Origin of the sequence: Mesorhizobium yinganensis (assembly GCF_040081985.1) — a bacterium.
GTDB classification, from domain to species: domain Bacteria; phylum Pseudomonadota; class Alphaproteobacteria; order Rhizobiales; family Rhizobiaceae; genus Kumtagia; species Kumtagia yinganensis.
In genome coordinates this window covers 511,309-531,384 of the sequence record NZ_JBEBMH010000001.1, presented here as the reverse complement: position 1 = coordinate 531,384, position 20,076 = coordinate 511,309, and the positions used below count along the sequence as shown (strand labels likewise).

Annotated in this window: 22 protein-coding genes; 15 read left to right on the top strand and 7 right to left on the bottom strand. The window is 64.3% G+C overall.

The genetic code is table 11. The features are described 5' to 3' along the window. Position 1: 1 nt before the first annotated feature. The gene (locus ABMA59_RS02570; protein ID WP_349003723.1) at positions 2-1,474 is read right to left on the bottom strand and encodes a mannitol dehydrogenase family protein; all 1,473 of its coding nucleotides are present in this window, start codon (positions 1,472-1,474) and stop codon (positions 2-4) included. Between the two features lie 176 nt (positions 1,475-1,650). On the opposite strand from ABMA59_RS02570, the gene uxaC reads away from it, so the two are divergent. The 9 genes from uxaC (at position 1,651) to ABMA59_RS02525 (ending at position 9,838) form a co-directional block, all read left to right on the top strand. Beyond that, positions 1,651-3,060, top strand: coding sequence for a glucuronate isomerase (gene uxaC / locus ABMA59_RS02565; protein ID WP_349003722.1), 1,410 nt, complete (start codon positions 1,651-1,653; stop codon positions 3,058-3,060). A 34-nt stretch (positions 3,061-3,094) separates the two neighbouring features. Next, a complete protein-coding gene (locus ABMA59_RS02560; protein WP_349003721.1) occupies positions 3,095-4,072 on the top strand; it encodes a TRAP transporter substrate-binding protein in 978 nt (325 codons plus the stop codon). Positions 4,073-4,240: 168 nt separating this feature from the next. Then, positions 4,241-4,801 carry a TRAP transporter small permease gene (locus ABMA59_RS02555; protein ID WP_425475855.1) on the top strand — a complete coding sequence of 187 codons (561 nt, stop codon included), beginning with the start codon at positions 4,241-4,243 and terminating at the stop codon, positions 4,799-4,801. A gap of 4 nt (positions 4,802-4,805) precedes the next feature. Continuing rightward, positions 4,806-6,086: a TRAP transporter large permease gene (locus tag ABMA59_RS02550; RefSeq protein WP_349003719.1), complete on the top strand. Its 1,281-nt coding sequence runs from the start codon at positions 4,806-4,808 to the stop codon at positions 6,084-6,086. 6 nt (positions 6,087-6,092) lie between these two features. Continuing rightward, positions 6,093-6,860, top strand: coding sequence for a FadR/GntR family transcriptional regulator (locus ABMA59_RS02545; protein WP_349003718.1), 768 nt, complete (start codon positions 6,093-6,095; stop codon positions 6,858-6,860). Positions 6,861-6,885: 25 nt separating this feature from the next. Further along, positions 6,886-7,728: a 5-dehydro-4-deoxy-D-glucuronate isomerase gene (gene kduI, locus ABMA59_RS02540; protein ID WP_349003717.1), complete on the top strand. Its 843-nt coding sequence runs from the start codon at positions 6,886-6,888 to the stop codon at positions 7,726-7,728. Next, positions 7,725-8,483 (top strand): 2-dehydro-3-deoxy-D-gluconate 5-dehydrogenase KduD, encoded by a 759-nt coding sequence (gene kduD / locus ABMA59_RS02535; protein ID WP_349003716.1) that lies wholly within the window; start codon positions 7,725-7,727, stop codon positions 8,481-8,483. The genes kduI and kduD overlap by 4 nt, the downstream gene beginning before the upstream one ends. Positions 8,484-8,510: 27 nt before the next feature. Next, positions 8,511-8,849 carry a cupin domain-containing protein gene (locus ABMA59_RS02530; RefSeq protein ID WP_349003715.1) on the top strand — a complete coding sequence of 113 codons (339 nt, stop codon included), beginning with the start codon at positions 8,511-8,513 and terminating at the stop codon, positions 8,847-8,849. Positions 8,850-9,046: 197 nt separating this feature from the next. Then, the gene (locus tag ABMA59_RS02525; RefSeq protein WP_349003714.1) at positions 9,047-9,838 is read left to right on the top strand and encodes a class I SAM-dependent methyltransferase; all 792 of its coding nucleotides are present in this window, start codon (positions 9,047-9,049) and stop codon (positions 9,836-9,838) included. Between the two features lie 123 nt (positions 9,839-9,961). Here ABMA59_RS02525 and ABMA59_RS02520 read toward each other — a convergent pair whose 3' ends face one another. Continuing rightward, positions 9,962-10,276 (bottom strand): hypothetical protein, encoded by a 315-nt coding sequence (locus ABMA59_RS02520; protein WP_349003713.1) that lies wholly within the window; start codon positions 10,274-10,276, stop codon positions 9,962-9,964. Between the two features lie 136 nt (positions 10,277-10,412). On the opposite strand from ABMA59_RS02520, the gene mbfA reads away from it, so the two are divergent. Together mbfA and ABMA59_RS02510 are read left to right on the top strand one after the other, a co-directional pair. Beyond that, positions 10,413-11,396, top strand: a complete 984-nt coding sequence (gene mbfA / locus ABMA59_RS02515) for an iron exporter MbfA (RefSeq protein ID WP_349003712.1) — start codon at positions 10,413-10,415, stop codon at positions 11,394-11,396. Positions 11,397-11,525: 129 nt separating this feature from the next. Beyond that, positions 11,526-12,206 (top strand): ArsR/SmtB family transcription factor, encoded by a 681-nt coding sequence (locus ABMA59_RS02510; protein WP_349003711.1) that lies wholly within the window; start codon positions 11,526-11,528, stop codon positions 12,204-12,206. Positions 12,207-12,260: 54 nt separating this feature from the next. Here the strand turns inward: ABMA59_RS02510 and ABMA59_RS02505 are convergent, their stop codons facing one another. After that, entirely contained in the window at positions 12,261-12,767 is a 507-nt protein-coding gene (locus ABMA59_RS02505) for a YciE/YciF ferroxidase family protein (RefSeq protein WP_349003710.1), read from the bottom strand. 412 nt (positions 12,768-13,179) lie between these two features. Here ABMA59_RS02505 and ABMA59_RS02500 point away from each other — a divergent pair, with 412 nt between their 5' ends. Further along, positions 13,180-13,338, top strand: a complete 159-nt coding sequence (locus ABMA59_RS02500; protein WP_349003709.1) for a hypothetical protein — start codon at positions 13,180-13,182, stop codon at positions 13,336-13,338. A gap of 73 nt (positions 13,339-13,411) precedes the next feature. Here ABMA59_RS02500 and ABMA59_RS02495 read toward each other — a convergent pair whose 3' ends face one another. After that, positions 13,412-13,813 carry an iron chaperone gene (locus tag ABMA59_RS02495; protein WP_349003708.1) on the bottom strand — a complete coding sequence of 134 codons (402 nt, stop codon included), beginning with the start codon at positions 13,811-13,813 and terminating at the stop codon, positions 13,412-13,414. 141 nt (positions 13,814-13,954) lie between these two features. Between ABMA59_RS02495 and ABMA59_RS02490 the strand changes: the two genes are divergently transcribed. Next, positions 13,955-14,428, top strand: coding sequence for a thiol-disulfide oxidoreductase DCC family protein (locus ABMA59_RS02490; protein ID WP_349003707.1), 474 nt, complete (start codon positions 13,955-13,957; stop codon positions 14,426-14,428). A 63-nt stretch (positions 14,429-14,491) separates the two neighbouring features. Here the strand turns inward: ABMA59_RS02490 and ABMA59_RS02485 are convergent, their stop codons facing one another. The 3 genes from ABMA59_RS02485 to ABMA59_RS02475 all read right to left on the bottom strand — a co-directional run bounded on the left by ABMA59_RS02485 (position 14,492) and on the right by ABMA59_RS02475 (position 18,177). Further along, on the bottom strand, positions 14,492-14,869 hold the full coding sequence (locus ABMA59_RS02485; protein WP_349003927.1) for a DUF1850 domain-containing protein: 378 nt from the start codon (positions 14,867-14,869) through the stop codon (positions 14,492-14,494). Between the two features lie 53 nt (positions 14,870-14,922). Beyond that, positions 14,923-17,007, bottom strand: coding sequence for a TRAP transporter permease (locus ABMA59_RS02480; protein ID WP_349003706.1), 2,085 nt, complete (start codon positions 17,005-17,007; stop codon positions 14,923-14,925). A 210-nt stretch (positions 17,008-17,217) separates the two neighbouring features. After that, the gene (locus tag ABMA59_RS02475) at positions 17,218-18,177 is read right to left on the bottom strand and encodes a TAXI family TRAP transporter solute-binding subunit (RefSeq protein WP_349003705.1); all 960 of its coding nucleotides are present in this window, start codon (positions 18,175-18,177) and stop codon (positions 17,218-17,220) included. Between the two features lie 250 nt (positions 18,178-18,427). On the opposite strand from ABMA59_RS02475, the gene ABMA59_RS02470 reads away from it, so the two are divergent. Together ABMA59_RS02470 and ABMA59_RS02465 are read left to right on the top strand one after the other, a co-directional pair. Beyond that, a complete protein-coding gene (locus ABMA59_RS02470) occupies positions 18,428-18,784 on the top strand; it encodes a YciI family protein (RefSeq protein ID WP_349003704.1) in 357 nt (118 codons plus the stop codon). Next, positions 18,781-20,052: an RNA polymerase sigma factor gene (locus ABMA59_RS02465; protein ID WP_349003703.1), complete on the top strand. Its 1,272-nt coding sequence runs from the start codon at positions 18,781-18,783 to the stop codon at positions 20,050-20,052. The genes ABMA59_RS02470 and ABMA59_RS02465 overlap by 4 nt, the downstream gene beginning before the upstream one ends. Positions 20,053-20,076: the final 24 nt, after the last annotated feature.

The window sequence follows — 20,076 nt, the reverse complement described above, 5'->3', positions numbered from 1 at the left end:
ATCATGCCCCTTCCTGCACGGTGGCAAGAACAGCCTCGGCCGCGCCCTTCTCAAAAATCGTCGTCAGGTGCCGCGCCGCGGCCGCTTTCAGTCCTTCACCGCCCTCGCCTGAAAATCCAGCCGCCGCAAACACGGCGTGGACGAGTTCAACCGGCTCGTCGGTCACGGCGAATATCTCGGCAAGTTTCGCATCCAGCGGGTCGGTGAAGTGACCGGCGGGCAGACTTCGTCCGCGCTCCCGGCATGCGGATATCCAGGCGGCGGCGACCAGCATCAGATTGCTGATCGGCTGACCGTCATTGAGCCGCAGGCGCGCCGACGCGATGATACGCTGCGGCAGTTTCTGGCTGCCGTCCATGGCGATCTGTGCGGTGCGGTGGCGCAGCGCCGGATTGGAGAAGCGTTCTGCCAGCGCTGAGGTATAGGCGACCGTATCCAACCCCGCATCCGTCGGCAGGGTCGTCGCGGCTTCGGCCCACAGCCGGTCGACGAAACTGCGGATCAGCGGATCGCCGAACGAATCCGCCACCGTCGGATAACCGGTGAGCAGACCGAGATAGGCGATGCCGGAATGGGCGCCATTGAGCAGCCGGAGTTTCATGTCCTCGAACGGCCCGACGTCCTTCACCATGGTGACGCCGAACTGTTCCCAACGGGGCCGGCCCGTCGGAAAATTCTCCTCGACCACCCATTGAGTGAAAGGCTCGGTCATCACCGGCCAGGCATCGAAGACGCCGAGGGCTTCGGAAACGCGCTCGCGGTCTTTGTCGGTCGTCGCCGGCACGATGCGATCGACCATGGTCGAGGGAAACGCAACGTGGTTCTCGACGAACGACGCCAAATCACCGCCGGCAAGCGCCGCGAATTGCTGCGTCAGCCGGCGCACCGTCTCGCCATTGGTCGGCAGGTTGTCGCAGCAGAGCACGGTGAAAGGCGCAACGCCTGCCGCCCGCCGGCGCGCCAGCGCTCCAGTAAGGAACCCGAAAACCGTGCGCGGCTTTTGCGGATTGGCGATGTCCCAGGCGACGTCGGCATGGCCGGCATCCAGATCGCCATTGGCGCCGCGCAAATAGGCTTTCTCAGTGACCGTCAGCGTCACGATCCGAATACCTGGATCGGCCATGCGGGAAAGCAGCGCTTCTGGATCCTCCGGCGCGACCTGCAAGGATTTCATCGACCCGATGACACGTAGCGCGTCGCCATCGCCACTGCGCACCGCGATCGTGTAGAGCCCATCCTGGGGCCCGAGCGCGTCGCGCGTATCGGGGCTTCGCAGCGAGACGCCGACGATGCCCCAGTCCCGCGCACCGGCGCCAAGGCAGTCGTCGACATAGACGGCCTGATGCGCGCGATGAAAGGCGCCGACGCCAAGATGAATGATGCCTTCGGTGATCGCCGAGCGGTCATAGGCAGGCACGCTTGCACCGGCGATCTTGCCCAGCGCGGCGTCGCCGAGCCTGTTTCGTTCGTCCATCCGTCTGCTCCTCCACAAGGCCGGGCCGCCTCCCAGCCGTCCCGCCCGGCGCTTATTACACAGGAGTTTTGGTCAGGCAACAAAAGTCATCATACAACCCTATGATTTTTGTATGTTGACATTACTTCTTGTCGGTCCTAGCCATTGCAGGCCGAAGGAGGAGCGGCCAGGCCAGCATGAATGCCATCATCCACCCCGATCTGCTGTTTCCCGCCGAGCCCGGCGTCCGTTCGCTCGCCCGCGCGCTTTACGCCGCAGTCAAGGACCTGCCTATCGTCAGCCCGCACGGCCATACCGATCCGCGCTGGTATGCCCTCAACGAGCCGTTTCCGGACCCCGCGCGGCTGCTGATTGTCCCTGATCATTACATTTTCCGCATGCTGTTCAGCCAGGGCATCTCGCTGGAAAGCCTCGGCGTGCCGCGCCTCGATGGTGCTCCGGTTGAGACCGACGGACGCGCTATCTGGCGGATTTTCGCCCAGAACTATCATCTGTTCCGCGGCACGCCGACACGGTTGTGGATGGACTATGTGCTGTCCCACCTATTCGGCATCGACACCTCCCTAACGGCCGCCACGGCCGATTCCAGCTATGACGCCATCGCCGAAAAACTCGCGGATGACGCCTACCGTCCTCGCGCCCTGCTCGAGCGCTTCAACATCGAGGCGATCGCCACCACAGAGGGCGCGCTGGACGATTTGCGCTGGCACCAGATCATCCGCGACAGCGGCTGGAATGGCCGCGTTGTGACCGCCTACCGCCCGGATGCGGTCATCGATCCGGATTTCGAGGGGTTTTCGGACAATCTCGACCAGCTTGCCGACATCACCGGCTGCGATACCGGCCTGTGGAAGGGTTACCTCGACGCCCATCGCACCCGCCGCGCCTTCTTCAAGACCTATGGTGCGACATCCACCGACCACGGCCACGCCTCCGCCGAGACGGCGAACCTCTCGGATGCCGCGGCGGAGGAACTGTTCAACCGCATCCGCCGCGGCTCGACCGACGAGCGCGAGCGCCGGCTGTTCCGCGCCCAGATGCTGACCGAGATGGCGAAGATGAGCCTCGACGACGGGTTGGTGATGCAGATCCATCCGGGCTCATTGCGCAACCACTCGGCCGCCATGATGGCGCGTTTCGGCCGCGACAAGGGTTTCGATATCCCGACGCATACGGACTATGTCGCCGCACTTCGGCCATTGCTCGACGCGGTCGGCCTGGAACCCAATCTGACCGTGATCGTCTTCACGCTGGACGAGACCAGCTATTCGCGCGAGCTGGCGCCGCTCGCCGGCGTCTATCCCGCGCTCCGGCTCGGCCCAGCCTGGTGGTTCCACGACAGCCCCGAGGGCATGCGCCGCTTCCGCGAGATGACGACGGAGACCGCAGGTTTCTACAACACGGTCGGTTTCAACGACGACACCCGCGCCTTCCCGTCCATCCCGGCGCGGCACGACATCGCGCGGCGGGTCGACTGCGCCTTCCTGGCGCGCCTCGTCGCCGAACACCGGATGCGCGAGGAGGAAGCCTGCGAACTGGCGATCGAGCTTGCCCATACGCTTGCGAAAAAGGCGTATCGGCTATGAAGGGTCCATAGGACCAACAAAACGGGAGGAGAACATGCTGCATTTTTCGAAACTTCTTGCCGCCGCGAGCGTCGCCGCGGTCGTCATGATGGGGCCGGCGGGCGCCCAGACGGTGCTGAAATCGTCGGACACTCATCCGGACGGCTATCCGACCGTCGAAGGCGTCAAGTATTTCGGCGACCTGGTGAAGGAGCGCACCGGCGGCCGCTACGCGGTGGAGGTCTATCACTCCGCCCAGCTCGGCGAGGAAAAGGACACGATCGAGCAGGTGCGCTCCGGCGTCATCGAGCTGAATCGGGTCTCCATGGCGCCGTTCAACGGCACCGTGAAGGAAACCATCGTTCCCGCCTTGCCCTACATCTTCCGCTCGGAAGACCATATGCACAAGGTGATGGACGGGGCGATCGGCGATCAGATCAAGGCGGCGTTCGAGCCGGCCGGCCTGGTCGTGCTCGCCTTCTATGACGCCGGCGCGCGCTCCTTCTACAACAAGACCAAGCCGATCAATTCCGTCGCAGACATGAAGGGCCTGAAGTTCCGCGTCATCCAGTCGGACATTTTTGTCGACATGGTCGCCGCCCTCGGCGCCAACGCCACGCCGATGCCTTACGGCGAGGTCTACTCGGCAATCGAGACCGGCGTCATCGACGGCGCCGAGAACAATTTCCCGAGCTACGACACCGCCAAGCACTTCGAGGTGGCGAAGAACTATTCGCTCGACGAGCACACCATCCTTCCCGAAGTGTTCGTGATGAACAAGGCCGCCTTCGACAAGCTGACGCCGGAAGACCAGGCGATCTTCAAGCAGGCCGCCAAGGACAGCGTCGCCAAGCAGCGCGAACTGTGGGCCGCCAAGGTCGGCGAGTCTCGCAAGAAGGTCGAAGCCGGCGGCGCGCAGATCACCACGCCGGAGAAGCAGGGTTTCATCGACGCCATGAAGCCCGTCTACGAGAAGCACATTACCGACGACGTGCTGAAGAAGATGGTCGCCGACGTGCAGGCTGTGCAGTGAGTTTTCGGGCGACGCTCGCGCCGCCCCACAGCCTTGCCCTTCTCCTCGTGAAGAACGGGGAGAAGGGTTCGCCAGCGTAGCAACTGCCCCCCTCTCCCCATTCTTCACGGCGAGAGGATGCCGGAAGGCAGGTAAGGGGCGGCGCAAACAAGAAAAGCGAGCACAACGATGTCCGCCGGTTCGGAAAGAATGGGTCGCTTCTTCTCGAAGCTGAGCACCTTGTCGCTGTGGCTGGCCGGCATCGGCCTCGTGGTCATGACCGTCATGGTCGCGTGGCAGGTGTTTTGCCGTTACGTGCTCAATGACTCGCCGAGCTGGACCGAGCCCGGCGCCGTCATGCTGATGAGCTGGTTCATCTTCCTCGGTGCCGCGATCGGCGTGCGCGAAAATTACCATCTCGGCTTCGACGTGCTGCTCTACGTGCTGCCCAAGGGCGGCAAGAAGTGGCTGCGGATGATCTCCGATGTCGTCGCCTTTGCCTTCGGCATCGGCATGGTCTGGTATGGCATTCAACTGATCATCCTGACCTGGAGCACGACTCTGCCGTCGCTCGGCATTTCGGGCGGCTGGGATTACGTGCCCTTGGTCGGCGGCGGCATTCTGGTCGTGCTGTTCACGCTGGAGCGCATTGTGCTGCGCCTGTCGGGTGCGCCGATCGACGACGCCCTCGACGAGGCGCCGCCGGCCGAAGTCGCCGCCGAACTCGACACCGCCAACCTTAAGGTTTAACGCCATGGAGCTCTGGATTCTCTTCGGCGTCTTCACGCTGCTGATGCTGATCGGCACGCCGATCGCCTTCTGCCTCGGCGTCGCGAGTTTCGCCACCGTCATCTATATGGGCCTGCCTCCGCTGATCGTCTTTCAGCGGCTGAACTCGGGCATGAGCGTCTTCTCGCTGCTGGCCATCCCGTTCTTCATCTACGCCGGCGACCTGATGGTGCGTGGCGGCATCGCGCAGAAGATCGTGGCCTTCGCCGCGTCCCTGGTCGGCCATCTGCGCGGCGGGCTCGGCCAGGTGAACGTCGTCACCGCCACTCTGTTCGGCGGCATTTCCGGCTCGGCGGTCGCCGAAGCGGCGGCGGTCGGCGGATTGATGATTCCACAGATGAAGCAGCGAGGCTACGGTGCTGATTATGCTGTGAATGTCACCTCGATGGCGGCGCTTATCGCGCTGTTGCTCCCGCCCTCGCACAACATGATCATCTATTCGATCTCTGCCGGCGGCAAGATTTCCATCGCCGACCTGTTCACCGCCGGCATCATCCCCGGCCTGCTGCTTGCGCTCTCGCTGATGGTCACCGCCTATCTGGTGGCGCGCAGCCGGGGCTATCCGACCGAGCGGTTCCCGGGCTTCGCGGCGGTGCTGCATCTCGGCGCCGTCGCTATTCCCGGCCTGCTGCTGATTGCCATCATCTTCGGCGGCGTCCGGTCCGGCATCTTCACGGCCACGGAAAGCTCCTGCATCGCCGTCATCTACGCGCTGCTGGTCACCATCCTGGTCTATCGCCAGATGACGTGGGAAGGTTTTGTCCACGCCACCCAGGGTGCGGTGCGAACCACCGCCATGGTGCTGCTGATCATCGGCATGGCGGCCGCCTTTTCATGGCTGATGGCCTTCCTGAAGGTGCCGGCCGCGTTGATCGCGTCGATGAACGCGGTGTCGGAAAATCCGCTGGTCGTGCTGATGCTGCTCAATGTTCTGATGCTGTTCCTCGGCACCTTCATGGACATGGGGCCGACGATCATCATCTGCACGCCGATCTTCCTGCCCGTGGCGCAGGCCTACGGCGTCGACCCCGTGCATTTCGGCGTCATCATGATCCTCAATTTCGGCATCGGGCTGAACACGCCGCCTGTCGGCGCGGTCCAGTTCGTCTGCTGCGCGGTCGGCAAGATCTCCGTGTGGGAAGCGATGCGCTCGATCTGGCCGTTCTATGCCGCCGGCCTCGTCGTGCTCGGTCTCGTCACCTACATCCCGGCGCTGTCGCTCTGGCTGCCGAGCGTATTCAGGTAGACATCGATGGCCGCCGACTTCACAGCCGACATGCGCATCGAACGAAGACCCAAACTCTCCGAGCGGGTCGTCTCGGCGCTGCGCGCGCAGGTTCTGTCGGGCGAATTTCCGGTCGGACAAAAACTGCCGACCGAGACGCAGATGACCGAGGCCTTCGGCGTTAGCCGCACGGTCATCCGCGAGGCGATCGCCACACTCGCCGCCGACGGCCTGGTCGAGCCGCGCCAGGGCGCCGGCGTATTCGTGCGCGAACGGCCGGCGCAGGCTTTCAGTTCGCTGAGCCTGGAAATAGGCAACAAGATCTCGCATGCCTTGAACGTTCTGGAGGTGCGTCTCGGCATCGAGATCGAGAGCGCCGCACTTGCCTCCATCCGCCGCAACGGCGCGCAACTGGCGGAAATCCAGGAAGCCTTCTTCGAGTTCGACCGGCTGATTGGCCTCGGCGAGGCCACCGGCAAATCCGACTTCGCCTTTCACCGCGCCATCGCCGCGGCCACCAACAACCCCTTCTATGTCGACGTGCTGGAGGCGCTGGGCACCCGCGCCATCCCGTGCGACGTCACCTCACCGTGGGGCACGGATTCGGTCCTGACACGCGAATATCAGGAGGGGCTGCAGCAGGAGCATCTTGCCATCCTGCGGGCGATATCGTCGGGCGATCCCGACGCGGCGCGCACCACCATGCGCATGCATCTCTCCGCCAGCCAGCAGCGCTATCGCGCCCGGCTGAGCGACCAGCAAGCCGACTACAGTTTTGGCCGGACAACGCCCTGACGGGCGCGAACACTTAGGAACAGGCATGACCGACAGTCCCATCAGCTATTCCACGCGCCATGCGATCGACCCGGCAGCCGCGGCCCGCATGGGCACCGATGAACTGCGCTCCAACTTCCACATCGGCGGGTTGTTCGAGCCAGGCCGCATCAACCTCACCTATACGCATTACGACCGCATGGTCGTGGGCGGCGCCATGCCTGCCGGCGAGCCGCTGACGCTGGACGCCATCAAACCGACTGGTACGAAAAGTTTCCTGGAGCGCCGTGAGCTTGTCGCGGTCAACATCGGCGGACCGGGCAAGGCTATCACCGGCAGTGGCACCCATGACCTCGGCACGCGCGACATGATCTATGTAGGCATGGGCGAGACGGTCTCGTTTGCCTCGAACGATCCCAAAACGCCGGCAAAATTCTACCTTCTCTCCGCCCCCGCCCACAAAACCTATCCGACAAAACTTCTCACCATCGCCAACGCGAAGCGGCTCGATCTCGGCGGCCAGGAGACCTCGAACGAGCGCTCCATCTTCCAGTTCACGACGACCATCGAAACCTGCCAGATCGTCGTCGGCATGACCCAACTCGCCAAGGGTTCGGTGTGGAACACCATGCCTGCCCATATCCACGACCGCCGCATGGAGGCCTATCTCTACTTCGATCTCGCCGATACGGCGCGCGTCTTCCACTTCATGGGCGCGCCGACCGAGACCCGGCACGTCGTCATGGCCAACGAGGAAGCGGTGCTGTCGCCGGTCTGGTCGATCCACTCGGGCTGCGGCACGGCCAACTATGCTTTCATCTGGGCGATGGCCGGCGACAATGTCGACTACACCGACGTCGACCCGGTGCCGCTGGGGTCGATGCGATGAACGCCGCCTTCAGCCTCTCGGGCAAACGCATCATGGTGACCGGCGCTAACACCGGCATCGGCCAGGGTATCTGCCTCTCGGTAGCCCGCGCCGGAGGATCGGTCTTCGGCGTCGGCCGCTCGTCGATGGATGAAACCGCGGCGCTGGTCGCGGAAGCCGGTGGCACGTTCAACCCCGTGCACTGCGACCTCGGCGACACCGCCGGCGTGCAGGCGATGTTCGACGGCGCGTGGCGCGAAGCCGGCGCGATCGACGGGCTGGTCAATAATGCCGGCATCATCCGCCGCGCCGACGCCGTCGACTTCAGCGTCGCCGACTGGGATGAGGTGATGGACGTCAATCTGAAGACGACCTTCCTGCTCTGCCAGGCCTTCGGCCGGCATGTGCTTGGCGACGGCCGCAAGGGCAACATCGTCAACATCGGCTCGGTCCTGTCCTTCCAGGGCGGCATACGCATCGCCTCTTACACCGCCTCCAAGCACGGCGTCGCCGGGCTGACGAAGCTGCTCGCGTGCGAATGGGCGGCCAAGGGCATCAACGTCAACGCCATCGCGCCGGGTTACGTTGTGACCAACAACACCGAAGCACTGCGCAACGATCCGGACCGCACGGCAGCCATCCTCGGCCGCATCCCGGCGGGCCGCTGGGCGGAACCCGGCGACATCGGCGACGCCGCGGTTTTTCTGCTGGCGCCGGCGTCGAAGTACATGCATGGCGCGGTGATCCCTGTGGATGGCGGCTGGCTAGCGCGGTAGCGCCTCGGAAAACTTGGGAGACTGTCGATGACCGAGCAAAAACTCTTCGCTTACGGCTCGCAAGGCGAGTGGACGGCGACGCCCGACGGTAACCGTCGCCGCGTGGTGCTGCACACCGACGAACTGATGATGGTCGAGTTCGCCTTCGAGAAGGACGGTATCGGCTGGCTCCACTCGCATCCGCATGTTCAGGCGAGTTACGTCGCCGAAGGCCGTTTCGAGGTCACCGTCGGCGGCAAGACGGAAATATTGTCGGCCGGCGACAGTTTCATCGCACCATCGAACATCACCCATGGCGTGAAAGCACTGGAGGCCGGCCGGCTGATCGATTCCTTCACGCCGCACAGGGCGGATTTTTTGAAGTGAGCGGGAGCCCTTTCGACTTCACCTCGCCGCGAGACGACCAGCGATAAACATTGCGCGCAAGCGCAAACGCTTTTGCAGCAAGAGCCCGCGTTCACGCAAAAGCTACCGTGCCATCCGTGCAATAAGCTTGATCGGGCTAGGCAGCAGCCGATATCCAGTGGCGACGCCTCTCACCCTCCCATCCTGCACCGGTTGCCATGATCGCCGTCGTCCCCTTCGAACCGGAACGGTTCCGTTCGACCGCCGCCCACTATCGCGCCCGTCCCGCCTACCCGCCGCGCCTCATCGCGCTGGTCGCGGAGCTTTGCCGGCTGGGGCCGGCCGACCGCCTGCTCGATCTCGGCTGCGGCCCCGGCCCGCTGGCAACGATGTTTCGCCCCTATGTCGGGAGCATTCTGGCCGTCGACCCGGAGCCCGAGATGCTCGCCCAGGCTGCCCTGAACGCGGCCCGGACGGGTGTTCAAGTCGAGTTTCGCGCAGGCAGTTCGTCCGATCTCGGGCCAAGCTTCGGCCGCTTCAAGGCTGTCGTCATCGGTCGGGCCTTCCACTGGATGGACAGGGTCGACACCCTCAAGCGCCTCGACCGCATGATCGAGCCGGACGGAGCGGTCGTGCTGCTCAGCGACTCCCACCCGAAACTGCCCGAGAATGCCTGGCTGAAAGACTACAGCGATATCGGCAAGCGGTATGCCGGTGAACGACCGCTTTGGCGCAGTCCGGACTTCGTGCCGCACGAGGCGATACTGCTCTCCTCGCCATTTCCGGCACTGGAACGGGTCTCGGTCATCGAGCGCCGCGCGACACCGGCGGAGGATTTCGTCGACCGCGCGCTGTCGCGCTCGCGCACCAGCCCGGCCCGCCTTGGCGTGGCCACGGCCGAAGCCCTGGCTGGCGAAATCCGCGCGCTCACCGCTGAACATGCGCAGGGCGGTCTGGTGACCGAAGTGGTGGAGGCCGTGGCCCTGATCGCGCGGAGGGCGGAGACTTAGCTGAAACTGTCGCCGGCATCTCCGGCTTCGGCCGACCGCTCCTCCCCTCCGCTTTCGCTCCGGGCGTTCGTCACTTCAATCGACAAATCGTCGTCGATTAATCGGCCTTCGGCCGACCGTTCCTCACCCCATCAGCGACATAGTTCGTTTGGCGCCTCCAACCTCACGCCACGCCTTGAAACGGTGCGTGGCCGCGGCGAAGGAGATCTTCATGGCCCGCGCCACCGAATAGCGGCTCTGTCCCTGGTCGAACATGCGGTAGCAGCATTCCACGCCCTCCGCCGTCAGCTTGCCCTCGGCGGTCTTGTTGTGCGGATTGGCCGGATCGAACTTTTCCGGCGTAACTTCCAACATGCCTTTAAGGCGCAATAGGTCCGCCTCGATGGAGGCGATCAGATCGAGCACGGGCTTGGGATCGAAGGCGTTTTGGTTCGGCATGGAAAATCCTCGGGAGTGAATGCAGTATTCATATAGGCTATAATTCACCTATAGGAAGACTCGGTCCAGCGAATATCCTTGATCCCAAATCGCATCGCTTTTAGTTTAGAATAATTCTAAACTGGAGTGCGATTGCATGCTTTCCCACGTGTTGGGCTTCGGCCGCCGACCGTTTGCGTCGCTCAGTGAACAGGAGGTCCTGGCGCTGGCCATCTCCTCGGAGGAGGACGACGGCCGCATCTACCGTGCCTATGCGGACGGGTTGCGTGAGACCTATCCGAACTCCGCCGCTGTTTTCGACGACATGGCCGACGAGGAGGAGCGGCATCGGGCGGCACTGATCGACCTGCACCGCAAACGCTTCGGCGAACGCATCCCGCTGGTCCGCCGCGAGCATATCAGCGGCTATTACGACCGTACGCCGGACTGGCTGGTGCGACCGCTCGGCCTCGAAAAAGTACGTGTACAGGCCGAGCGGATGGAACACGCGGCCCAGCGCTTCTACGAAGAAGCGGCAAAACGCACGGAGGACGCCGGCACGCGAAAGCTGCTGGGCGATCTGGCAACGGCGGAAAAGGGCCATGAATCGCTGGCCCGGCGCCTTGGCGGCGCACATCTGCCAGAAGCTGTCCGCAAGCAGGAATTGCAGGACGAGCGGCGCAAATTCATCCTGACCTATGTCCAGCCGGGCCTTGCCGGGTTGATGGACGGCTCAGTCTCGACGCTGGCGCCGATCTTCGCCGCCGCTTTCGCCACCGGCGACACCTGGCAGACCTTTCTCGTCGGCCTGTCGGCCTCGGTCGGCGCCGGCATCTCGATGGGCTTTACCGAGGCGGCGCATGACGACGGCAAACTGTCTGGGCGCGGTTCGCCATTGGCGCGCGGCCTGTCATCCGGCATCATGACTGCCATCGGCGGGTTGGGCCACGCCCTGCCCTATCTGATCCCGGATTTCTGGACGGCGACGACGGTGGCCGCCGCCGTTGTGTTCGTGGAGCTTTGGGCCATCGCCTTCATCCAGAACCGCTATATGGAGACGCCGTTCCTGCGCGCCGCCTTCCAGGTGGTGCTGGGCGGTGCGCTGGTCTTCGGCGCCGGCGTGCTGATCGGCAGCGCCTGAGCACGCCAATGGAAGGCCAGCCGGCACGCAACGGAAAAGATGTCAGGGTCTGTCTGCAACCTCATTCCCTCGGATTGATGCGGAGTGGTTATCGTTGCCCAACCAAGACACTTCGATTAACATAAAACCATGCGTGAAGGACCCGACATCGCCCGCATCGCCACCCTTGTCGGAGACCCGGCGCGGGCGAACATGCTGACGGCGCTGATGGGTGGCGCTTCGCTCACCGCCAGCGAGCTGGCGCTGGAGGCCGGTGTCGGCCTGCCGACGGCGAGCTCGCATCTGGCGAAGCTCTGCGAAGGCGGCCTCCTGTCGCAATCCAGCCAAGGCCGGCATCGTTACTTCCGGCTTGCCGGGCCGCAGGTCGCAGCCATGCTGGAAGCGATCATGGGCGTCGCCGAAGGGGTCGGGCCGAAACGTGCCCGCCCCGGCCCGCGCGATGCTTCGATGCGCGAGGCGCGGGTCTGCTACGATCACCTTGCCGGCGACCGGGCGGTGTCGATGCTGGACGGTTTTGTCAGGCGCGCGATTCTTCAACGAAACGGCGAGGATATCGCCATGGGCAGCGCCGGGCCGAAATTCTTCGCCGACGCCGGCATCGATCTTTCAAATCTGCCCGGCAAGCGCCGGCCGGTCTGCCGCGCCTGCCTGGACTGGAGCGTGCGCCGCTCGCATCTGGCCGGCGCGCTGGGTGCTGCGATCCTCGACCGCATCCTTGCCGATAAATGGGCGCGCCGCGACCCGGAGAGCCGCGCCGTGAGGTTCACGCCGCCCGGCCGGCAAGCGTTCGAGAAGACGTTTCTTCAATAGCAAGGCCGGTGTCCCGCACCGGCCTTGCTGGAAGTCAGACATGCCTTGTCAGCGCTATTCAGCAGCTTGCAGGTTCACGCTGCTTTCGGCCATCTGCGTTAGCTTCCTGTCGGTCGCCTCTTCTTCCTTCAAGTTCTTGGCAAGTACGGCCGCACAGTCGGACCGGCCCAGTTCCTTCGCCCAGGCAATCAGAGTGCCGTAGCGCGTGATCTCGTAGTGCTCGACGGCCTGCGCCGCCGCGATCAGCGCGGCATCCAGCACCTTCTTGTCATCAACGTCACCGGCCAGTTCGTCTGCCTCTTCCAGAATGCCGTCGATGGCGGGGCAGTTCACTTGCTTGGCCTTCACCCCATGCAGTTCGAACACTTCCTCGACGCGGGCGATATGCCCCTCCGTTTCCTTCAGGTGTTTTTCGAAGCCGGCCTTGAGGTTCGGATTGGTCGCCTTGTCGATCATCTTCGGCAGTGCCTTCTCGATCTGCTTTTCGGCGTAGTAGATGTCGCGCAACGTGTGCACGAACAGGTCGTCGAGCGTCTTGATGTCCTTCGAGAAAAAGCCCATGGCTCTTGTCCCTTCCTGTTTCGGATTGTGATGAAACGGTCAGGAGGTGCCCTCGCCGCACCTGGCCTGGCCGGCCGCGCCGGTTGATCCCGCAACGCCGGCCATCCGACGCGGTTCCTGACAACACCCGATTTCTTTGTAGCCGCAGCGTAACCGCCGCGCGGCTTTCGTAACGGAAGCGGAAACTTCACGCTGCAGCGGCGGCATCGTGGGGAAACCGATGTGGTGCGAAAGTCACACCTGGGCAAAAGCGGGCAGAAGCCGTCAAAAGACCGTGCCAAAACCGCCTTTTCGCCACGATGCAACGGATTTTCGGCACGAGATTAACATGTCGTTCACGGAGGATTCAGAAGTGCCGGCTACGATGTCTCCCCAATCGGACGGGACATCCGAGGGACAGGGGTCAAAGAAAATGACATTCTGGGCGAACATCTCGACTTACGCCTTCGCCATACGCGAATTCATCGCGCCGACCTATCGGCCCGAGCGCCACTATATGCGCGGACCGGGACCGGCCTGCGCGCGCCGCCGCGGCACGCTTTCGATGGAAGCCCGCGCTTCCTTCCATTGAGTGCGAACCGAATTTGCGGACGCCATGCAATAGAGGCGCGGGCGACTGCCTGGGCAGGCTCGACTGAAAAGGTCTAGCGTTTCTTCTTCGCCGCGGCGGCCGCCTTCGCCTTGGCTTCTTCCTCGACCTCATTCGCGCGGAACTGTGCGATGCGCCCGATCAAGTCCTCTGGTACGGGCGCCGACAGCGGGAAACGGATCGTCCCCTTCTCCACTTCATAGGCCGCGAGTTCGCTCGTGAAAGCGGCGGTGAGAGGCCCGGTCGCCGGGTAAAGCGAATAGTGTTTTTTCCACCCGGAAAAATAGATCGGCCGGCCGGCTTTCGTCTTGAAGGCCGGAATCTGATACGAAATTACCTCCTCGGCCTCCGGCAGCACCTTGCGAATGCTCTCGCGCACCTTCTTCAGCACCGCTTGCGACGCTTCCGGCTGTGCGGCGATGTATTCATCCACGGATTTGTAGTCGGTCTTGGCCAAGCGCTCCTCCCAGACAGATCGGCCCGGACAATCAGCATAACGCACCCGCCTGCCCTCCCGCGAGAGCTCGAGACGGCCGGACTGCGGCGTCGACGCGCCTTGCGGGCAACATAAACGTCGCTACCTTGATGACGAAGCATCATGCGAAAACCCGACACGCCGACCGACAATAACCTGGGCGACATCCTGCCGCCGGATCTTGGCGACCGGCCGCTGGTCGTCTTCGACGGCGTCTGCGTCCTATGCTCCGGTTTCGCTCGCATGGTGACAAGACTCGACCGCCGCCGCCGCTTCCGTTTCGCAACGGCGCAGTCGCCGCTGGGCGAAGCCCTGTTCCGGCATTTCGGTCTCCCGACCGACGTCTACGAGACCAATCTCGTCCTGATCGACGGCGTCGGCTATGTCAGAATCGAAAGCCTGGTCGCGGTAATGCGCGAACTCGGCTGGCCGTGGAAGGCAGCAATCGTATTGACCCTGCTCCCCGCCGCGCTCCGCGATTGGCTGTACGACCGCATCGCCAAAAACCGCTACGCACTGTTCGGCAAGCGAGACGCTTGCGACATCCCTTCGCCTGCGTTGCGGAGCCGGTTGATCGGCAAAGATTCCGGTGCTTGACCGCGACGCGAGCCACCACTGGAAGATCTTTCAAAAACAACCGATTGCAATGAATTCCGGATTCTACTTCGAAGCGCCGAATGAGCCCTCACAAGATGAAATCTCCGTAGCATCGCCCACCGCCGCACCAAGTTCCCGGCATTCTGTCGCGGTACACAAAGTCCAGCCCGAAGACGTCGCGCCGGAAGCAGCGAGCATGATCCGGTCACGCGCCGGCAACTTCGGCGCATAGACCCACCAGCCATCCCTGAGCACGGCATCGGCCGGCGGCTCCATGCCCGCGCCTGAACCCTTTACGCGCGCCTCCACGATCTCCAGGCCGGCGGGCGTCACCCGCCAGTCCTCCTCCCAGCGGGTCCTCTCCACCGAATGCGTCCAGGACAGGGTGAAGGCGGAGGCAGCGAGTGCCGTCGTCTTGCCGGCGGCGAGGAGGCAAAGCATCGCGGTCAATCGCGACGATCTGTGAAAGAGATGATGCAGGGCACTGTCATGGCTCAGCCTGCCACCTTCTCCCGTCCCCGCCAAAAATGCTGCGCCACCAGCAGCGCCGCCAGCGCGAAACCGGTCTCGTCGGTGAGCGGCAGGGCGAGCACTAGCAGCAATCCTGCGCCGAAAGCCACCAGCCGTTCCCAAATGGCCAGCCTTCCGAACAGGAAGCCGACGACGGCCGCGCCCCACAGGCCGATGCCGATGCAGGCCTTGAAAACGATGTAGGCGACCTCGACCGGATAGCCGAAGGCGGCCGCCATCGGCCCTTGGTCCTGCAGCATGAGTGCCGGCGTATAGACGGCCATGAACGGCACGACATAGCCGGCCATGGCAAGCTTTGTCGCCTCCCAGCCGATCTTCTGGCCCGACACCTTCGCCATGGGCGCGGCGGCGAAGGCGGCGAGCGCCACCGGTGGCGTCAGGTCCGCCATGATGCCGAAATAGAAAACGAACATGTGGCTGACGATCAGCGGCACGCCGAGTTCGAGCAGCGCCGGCCCGGCCAGCGACGAGGTGATGATGTAATTGGGGATGGTCGGGATGCCCATGCCGAGGATCAGGCATGTGACCATGGTCAGCACCAGCGACAGGAACAGATTATCCTTGCCGATGGCAATGATTGCGCCGATCAGCGTCGAGGCGATGCCAGTGAGCGTCAGCGTGCCGATGACGATGCCGACGATGGCGCAGGCGATGCCGACCGGCAGCGCATTCTTGGCGCCCTGGGCGAGAGAATCACGGCAGATCGCCAGCGTCTCCCGTCCGCCCTTGAAGGCAAGGCAGGCGGCGACCAGCGCGCCGATGACCAGCGCCAGCAGATTGACGCCGAAGCGCATGAAGGCGGCCGCCGCGAGCCCGAGCGCGATCCAGAACACGATTCGGAAGGCCAGCGGCCCGATCAGCGCGGCAAGCGGCGTGCCGAGGATGAGAACGACGGTAAGCGCCAGGCCCATCGTGCCGGCGAAGATCGGCGTGTAGCCGGCAAACAGCAGGTAGACCAGCGCCGCCAGCGGCAGCACCAGCGGCCAGTGCTGCTTCACCGCCGTCCACGGGTTCGGCAGTTCGGCCTTGTTCATGCCGCGCAGCCCGGCCTTGCCGGCCTCCAAATAGACCTGCCAGAAGCAGGCGCCGAAATACAGGATCGCCGGGATGATCGCCGCCTTGACCACCTCCGCATAGGGAATGTTGAGCGTCTCGGCCATGATGAAGGCGACGGCGCCCATGACCGGCGGCATGATCTGGCCGCCCATGGATGACGTCGCCTCGACGCCTCCCGCGAAGGCGGCGCGGAAGCCGAAGCGTTTCATGAGCGGGATGGTGAACTGTCCGCTTGCCACCACATTGGCGACCCCGGAGCCGGAAATCGTGCCCATCAGCGCCGAGGACAGCACGCAGACCTGCGCCGGCCCGCCGCGCCACGCCCCGACCAGCCCCAGCGCCACGTCATTGAACAGCGCGATCATGCCCGCCCGTTCGAGGAAGGCGGCGAACACCACGAAGATGAAGATGTAAGCCGCCGACACATAGACCGGCGTGCCGAATATGCCCTCGGTGCCGTAAGCGAAAAAGTCGATGATCTGCACGAAATCGTAGCCGCGGTGGACCAGCGGACCCGGCATGTACTGGCCGAAAAAACAGTAGGCGAGGAACAGGCCGCACATGATCGTCAGCGGCAGACCCATCAATTGCCGGGACGCCTCGAACACCAGCACGATCAGCAGCGTGCCGACGATGACGTCCGGCACGGTGAGGAAACCGCTGCGGTGCAGCAGCGGGACATATTCGATCCAGTTGTAGAGGCCGGTGGCGAAGCCGAGGATGCCGAGCAGCCAGAACCAGCTTTTGGCCGCCGGCCTTTTTGCCCGCAGATTGGCGATCAGCCCGAAGCCGAGCAGCAGCAGGAAGCCGACATGCATCGCCCGAATGACCTGGCTCGGCAGTATGCCATAGGCCGCCGTCAGCAGTTGGAAGGCAGAGAAGGCGATGGCAATGCCGAACGCCACGGTGGCGGCAGAACCGGTCCCCCAGCCTTCGGGAAGGCCTTCGATGGGTTCTTCGGCCGTGGTCGATAAAGGCGTCGTCGCGCTCATTCGGAATTCCACTCGCTACTGCAAGGCAAGCGCACTACGGCCGGCCAATCTCCCCCCTTGAGGGGGGTGAGGAACGGTCCGCGCAGCGGACGAAAAGCCAATGACCTGGCTTTTCGAGCGACGAACGCCCGGAGCGAAAGCGAAGGGCGTCCGGTAGGACAGAGGGGGGTGCGAAGGAGCATCAAACCTGCGGGAGAGCCGGCTCTGGCTCTACTTCAGCAATCCCGCTTCCTTGTAATACCGCTCGGCGCCGGGATGCAGCGGCACCGGCATGCCGTCCAGCACCTTCTTCGGGTCGATCGCCTTGGCGGCCGCGTGGGCTGCGACCAGTTGCGGCAGATTGTCGAACAGGAGTTTTGTCATCTGGTAGGCGGTCTCGTCGGAAACGTCCGAATGCGTGATCAGGAAATTGCCGACAGCCGCCGTGTTCACGTCCTCCGCCTGACCTTCATAAGTGCCTGCGGGAATGGTCACAGACAGATAGGGCGAACCGATCTTGGCCACGGCGTCCGCCGGCACGGCCACGACGTTGATCGGCAGCGAGGTGGCGAGGTCGCGGATCGAGGCGACACCGAGGCCGGCCGACTGCAAGGTGGCGTCGAGCTGGCGGTTCTTGATCAGTTCGACGGATTCGGCGAAGGGCAGATATTCGACCTTGCCGAGATCCTCGTATTTCATGCCGGCGGCTGCGAAGATGGCGCGGGCGTTGAGCTCGGTGCCGGACGCAGGCGCGCCCACAGAAAGGCTCTTGCCCTTGAGGTCGGCCAGCGACTTGATGCCGGATTCCTGGCTGGCGACGATCTGGATATAGTTCGGATAGATGGCGGCGATGCCGCGCAGTCTGTCGAGCTTGCCGGGATAACCCGCCTCGGTATTACCTTCCCAGCCGAGCGCCACCGAATCGCCCAGCGCAAAGGCGATCTCGCCCTTGCCCTGCTGGAGCAGGTTCAAATTCTCGACCGATGCCTTCGTCGCCTGCACCTGCGTGCGCGATCCCTCGATGCCCTTCCCGTAGATTTCCGACAGCGCGACGCCGAGCGGATAATAGACGCCGGACGTGCCGCCGGTCAGCACATTGATGAATTCCTGCGCCTTGGCGGGCACCGCGGCCAACCCGACCGCCACAGCCACCGCGCCGGCCGTCACGATTTTCCTGCCCAATTCCAGCATGCCGTTCCTCCCTGAAGATTCGCCGCGGCACCTGTCCGCGCATCGATCGTCCGAGAGTTTAGCGGCCGGCATCGAAATGCCAACCACCAATTGGCAACCGAGACGAATGGCTTAGGCTCGCCCGAAAAGGGCCGGCGGAAAAAAACAGGGCGGCACGGAAATTTTTCGGGAGACCTGTCGAAATGACGGACAGCCGCGCGACATAGGATCGGTACGCGACATGCGCGACCCGCGAACAAGGAGAATTTCGATGCAATATCTGCTGATGATCTATGGCGACGAGACCGAAGCGGCAAAGATCCCGCCGGAGCAGATCAAGACCATGATGCCGGCCTATGCCCATTACACCGAGGCAATGAAGCAGGCCGGCGTCTGGCTCGGCGGCGACCGGCTGCGCCCGACCAATGCCTCGACCACCGTGCGGGTGCGCGACGACAAGCCCCAGGTGCTGGACGGACCCTATGCCGACACCAAGGAGCAACTGGCCGGCTATTACAAGATCGAGGCGCCGGACCTCGACGCGGCGATCGACTGGGCCAAGCGCTGCCCCGGCGCCAGAAACGGCACGATAGAGGTCAGGCCGATCTGGGAGATGCAGGTGGCATGACCGCCACGCCGAAATCCAGGGACGCGCGGGCGGCGGCCGAAACCGCCGCCCGGCAGAGCTACGGCCGGCTGCTGGCGGTGTTGGCAGCCCGCAGCCGCGACGTCGCTGCCGCCGAGGATGCGCTGGCCGACGCATTCGCGGCAGCACTTGAGCAGTGGCCGAGCAAAGGCGTGCCCGAAAAGCCCGAGGCCTGGCTGCTCACCGTCGCCCGCCGCCGCGCCATCGACCGCCAGCGGCGCCGTCGCGCCGGCAGCGAGGCCGAGGACCATTTGTTGCTCATGGGCGAGGAGAGCAAGGCCATGGAACTGGAGGAAAACGACGGCGATGTGCCCGACAAGCGGCTGGCGCTGATGTTCGCCTGCGCGCATCCGGCGATCAATCCCGAAATCCGAGCGCCGCTGATCCTGCAGACCGTACTGGGTTTCGACGCGGCAACCATCGCCGCCGCCTTCCTGGTCGCACCGGCCACCATGGGCCAGCGGCTGGTGCGCGCCAAAACCCGCATCCGCCAGACCGGTATTCCGTTCCGCCTGCCCGAGCGTGCCGACCTGCCCGAACGGCTGGATGCCGTGCTGGAAGCGATCTACGCGGCCTTCACCGAAGGCTGGTCGGACCCGGCCGGCACGGAGGCGCTCCGGCGCGACCTTGCCGGCGAGGCGATCTGGCTCGGCCGCCTGGTGGCCTCGCTGATGCCTGACCAGCCTGAAGCGCTCGGCCTGCTGGCGCTGATGCTCTACGCCGAAGCACGGCGGGAAGCGCGCCGCACCACGGACGGCGATTTCGTGCCGCTGGGCGAGCAGGATGTTCTGCTGTGGGACAACAAACTCATCGACGAGGCCGAACGCCTGCTTGCCGCCGCCGGCGGCATGGGCCGCCCCGGCCGCTACCAGATAGAGGCCGCGCTGCAATCCGCCCACTGCGCCCGCAGACACTTCGGATCGACCGACTGGCCGGCCATTGCCGGGCTCTATGCGATGCTTGGGCGCATCGCCTATTCGCCGGTGGTCGAGGTGAACCGGGCCGTGGCGCTGACCGAGGCCGGGCAGGCCGGCACCGCGATCGCCATTCTCGAAAGGCTTTCGGCCGACCGGCGTCTCGCCGACTACCAGCCCTATTGGGCGGCGCGCGGCATGGTGCTGGCCCGCCTCGATCGCAACGACAGCGCCCGCGAAGCCTACCGCCGGGCCATAGCCCTGGAGCGCGACCCTGCCCTGCGTCGTTTCCTGCAAGGCAGGATGGATGCCCTGCCGGCTGCGCTGCTGAATTGAAGTCCGCCGGGCAAAGGCCGGCCA

Excerpts from the sequence above, each read along its gene's own strand:
- ABMA59_RS02570 (WP_349003723.1), bottom strand. The coding sequence starts at position 1,474 with ATGGACGAACGAAACAGGCTCGGCGACGCCGCGCTGGGCAAGATCGCC.
- uxaC (WP_349003722.1), top strand. The coding sequence starts at position 1,651 with ATGAATGCCATCATCCACCCCGATCTGCTGTTTCCCGCCGAGCCCGGC.
- ABMA59_RS02560 (WP_349003721.1), top strand. The coding sequence starts at position 3,095 with ATGCTGCATTTTTCGAAACTTCTTGCCGCCGCGAGCGTCGCCGCGGTC.
- ABMA59_RS02555 (WP_425475855.1), top strand. The coding sequence starts at position 4,241 with ATGTCCGCCGGTTCGGAAAGAATGGGTCGCTTCTTCTCGAAGCTGAGC.
- ABMA59_RS02550 (WP_349003719.1), top strand. The coding sequence starts at position 4,806 with ATGGAGCTCTGGATTCTCTTCGGCGTCTTCACGCTGCTGATGCTGATC.
- ABMA59_RS02545 (WP_349003718.1), top strand. The coding sequence starts at position 6,093 with ATGGCCGCCGACTTCACAGCCGACATGCGCATCGAACGAAGACCCAAA.
- kduI (WP_349003717.1), top strand. The coding sequence starts at position 6,886 with ATGACCGACAGTCCCATCAGCTATTCCACGCGCCATGCGATCGACCCG.
- kduD (WP_349003716.1), top strand. The coding sequence starts at position 7,725 with ATGAACGCCGCCTTCAGCCTCTCGGGCAAACGCATCATGGTGACCGGC.
- ABMA59_RS02530 (WP_349003715.1), top strand. The coding sequence starts at position 8,511 with ATGACCGAGCAAAAACTCTTCGCTTACGGCTCGCAAGGCGAGTGGACG.
- ABMA59_RS02525 (WP_349003714.1), top strand. The coding sequence starts at position 9,047 with ATGATCGCCGTCGTCCCCTTCGAACCGGAACGGTTCCGTTCGACCGCC.
- ABMA59_RS02520 (WP_349003713.1), bottom strand. The coding sequence starts at position 10,276 with ATGCCGAACCAAAACGCCTTCGATCCCAAGCCCGTGCTCGATCTGATC.
- mbfA (WP_349003712.1), top strand. The coding sequence starts at position 10,413 with ATGCTTTCCCACGTGTTGGGCTTCGGCCGCCGACCGTTTGCGTCGCTC.
- ABMA59_RS02510 (WP_349003711.1), top strand. The coding sequence starts at position 11,526 with ATGCGTGAAGGACCCGACATCGCCCGCATCGCCACCCTTGTCGGAGAC.
- ABMA59_RS02505 (WP_349003710.1), bottom strand. The coding sequence starts at position 12,767 with ATGGGCTTTTTCTCGAAGGACATCAAGACGCTCGACGACCTGTTCGTG.
- ABMA59_RS02500 (WP_349003709.1), top strand. The coding sequence starts at position 13,180 with ATGACATTCTGGGCGAACATCTCGACTTACGCCTTCGCCATACGCGAA.
- ABMA59_RS02490 (WP_349003707.1), top strand. The coding sequence starts at position 13,955 with ATGCGAAAACCCGACACGCCGACCGACAATAACCTGGGCGACATCCTG.
- ABMA59_RS02485 (WP_349003927.1), bottom strand. The coding sequence starts at position 14,869 with ATGCTTTGCCTCCTCGCCGCCGGCAAGACGACGGCACTCGCTGCCTCC.
- ABMA59_RS02480 (WP_349003706.1), bottom strand. The coding sequence starts at position 17,007 with ATGAGCGCGACGACGCCTTTATCGACCACGGCCGAAGAACCCATCGAA.
- ABMA59_RS02475 (WP_349003705.1), bottom strand. The coding sequence starts at position 18,177 with ATGCTGGAATTGGGCAGGAAAATCGTGACGGCCGGCGCGGTGGCTGTG.
- ABMA59_RS02470 (WP_349003704.1), top strand. The coding sequence starts at position 18,428 with ATGCAATATCTGCTGATGATCTATGGCGACGAGACCGAAGCGGCAAAG.
- ABMA59_RS02465 (WP_349003703.1), top strand. The coding sequence starts at position 18,781 with ATGACCGCCACGCCGAAATCCAGGGACGCGCGGGCGGCGGCCGAAACC.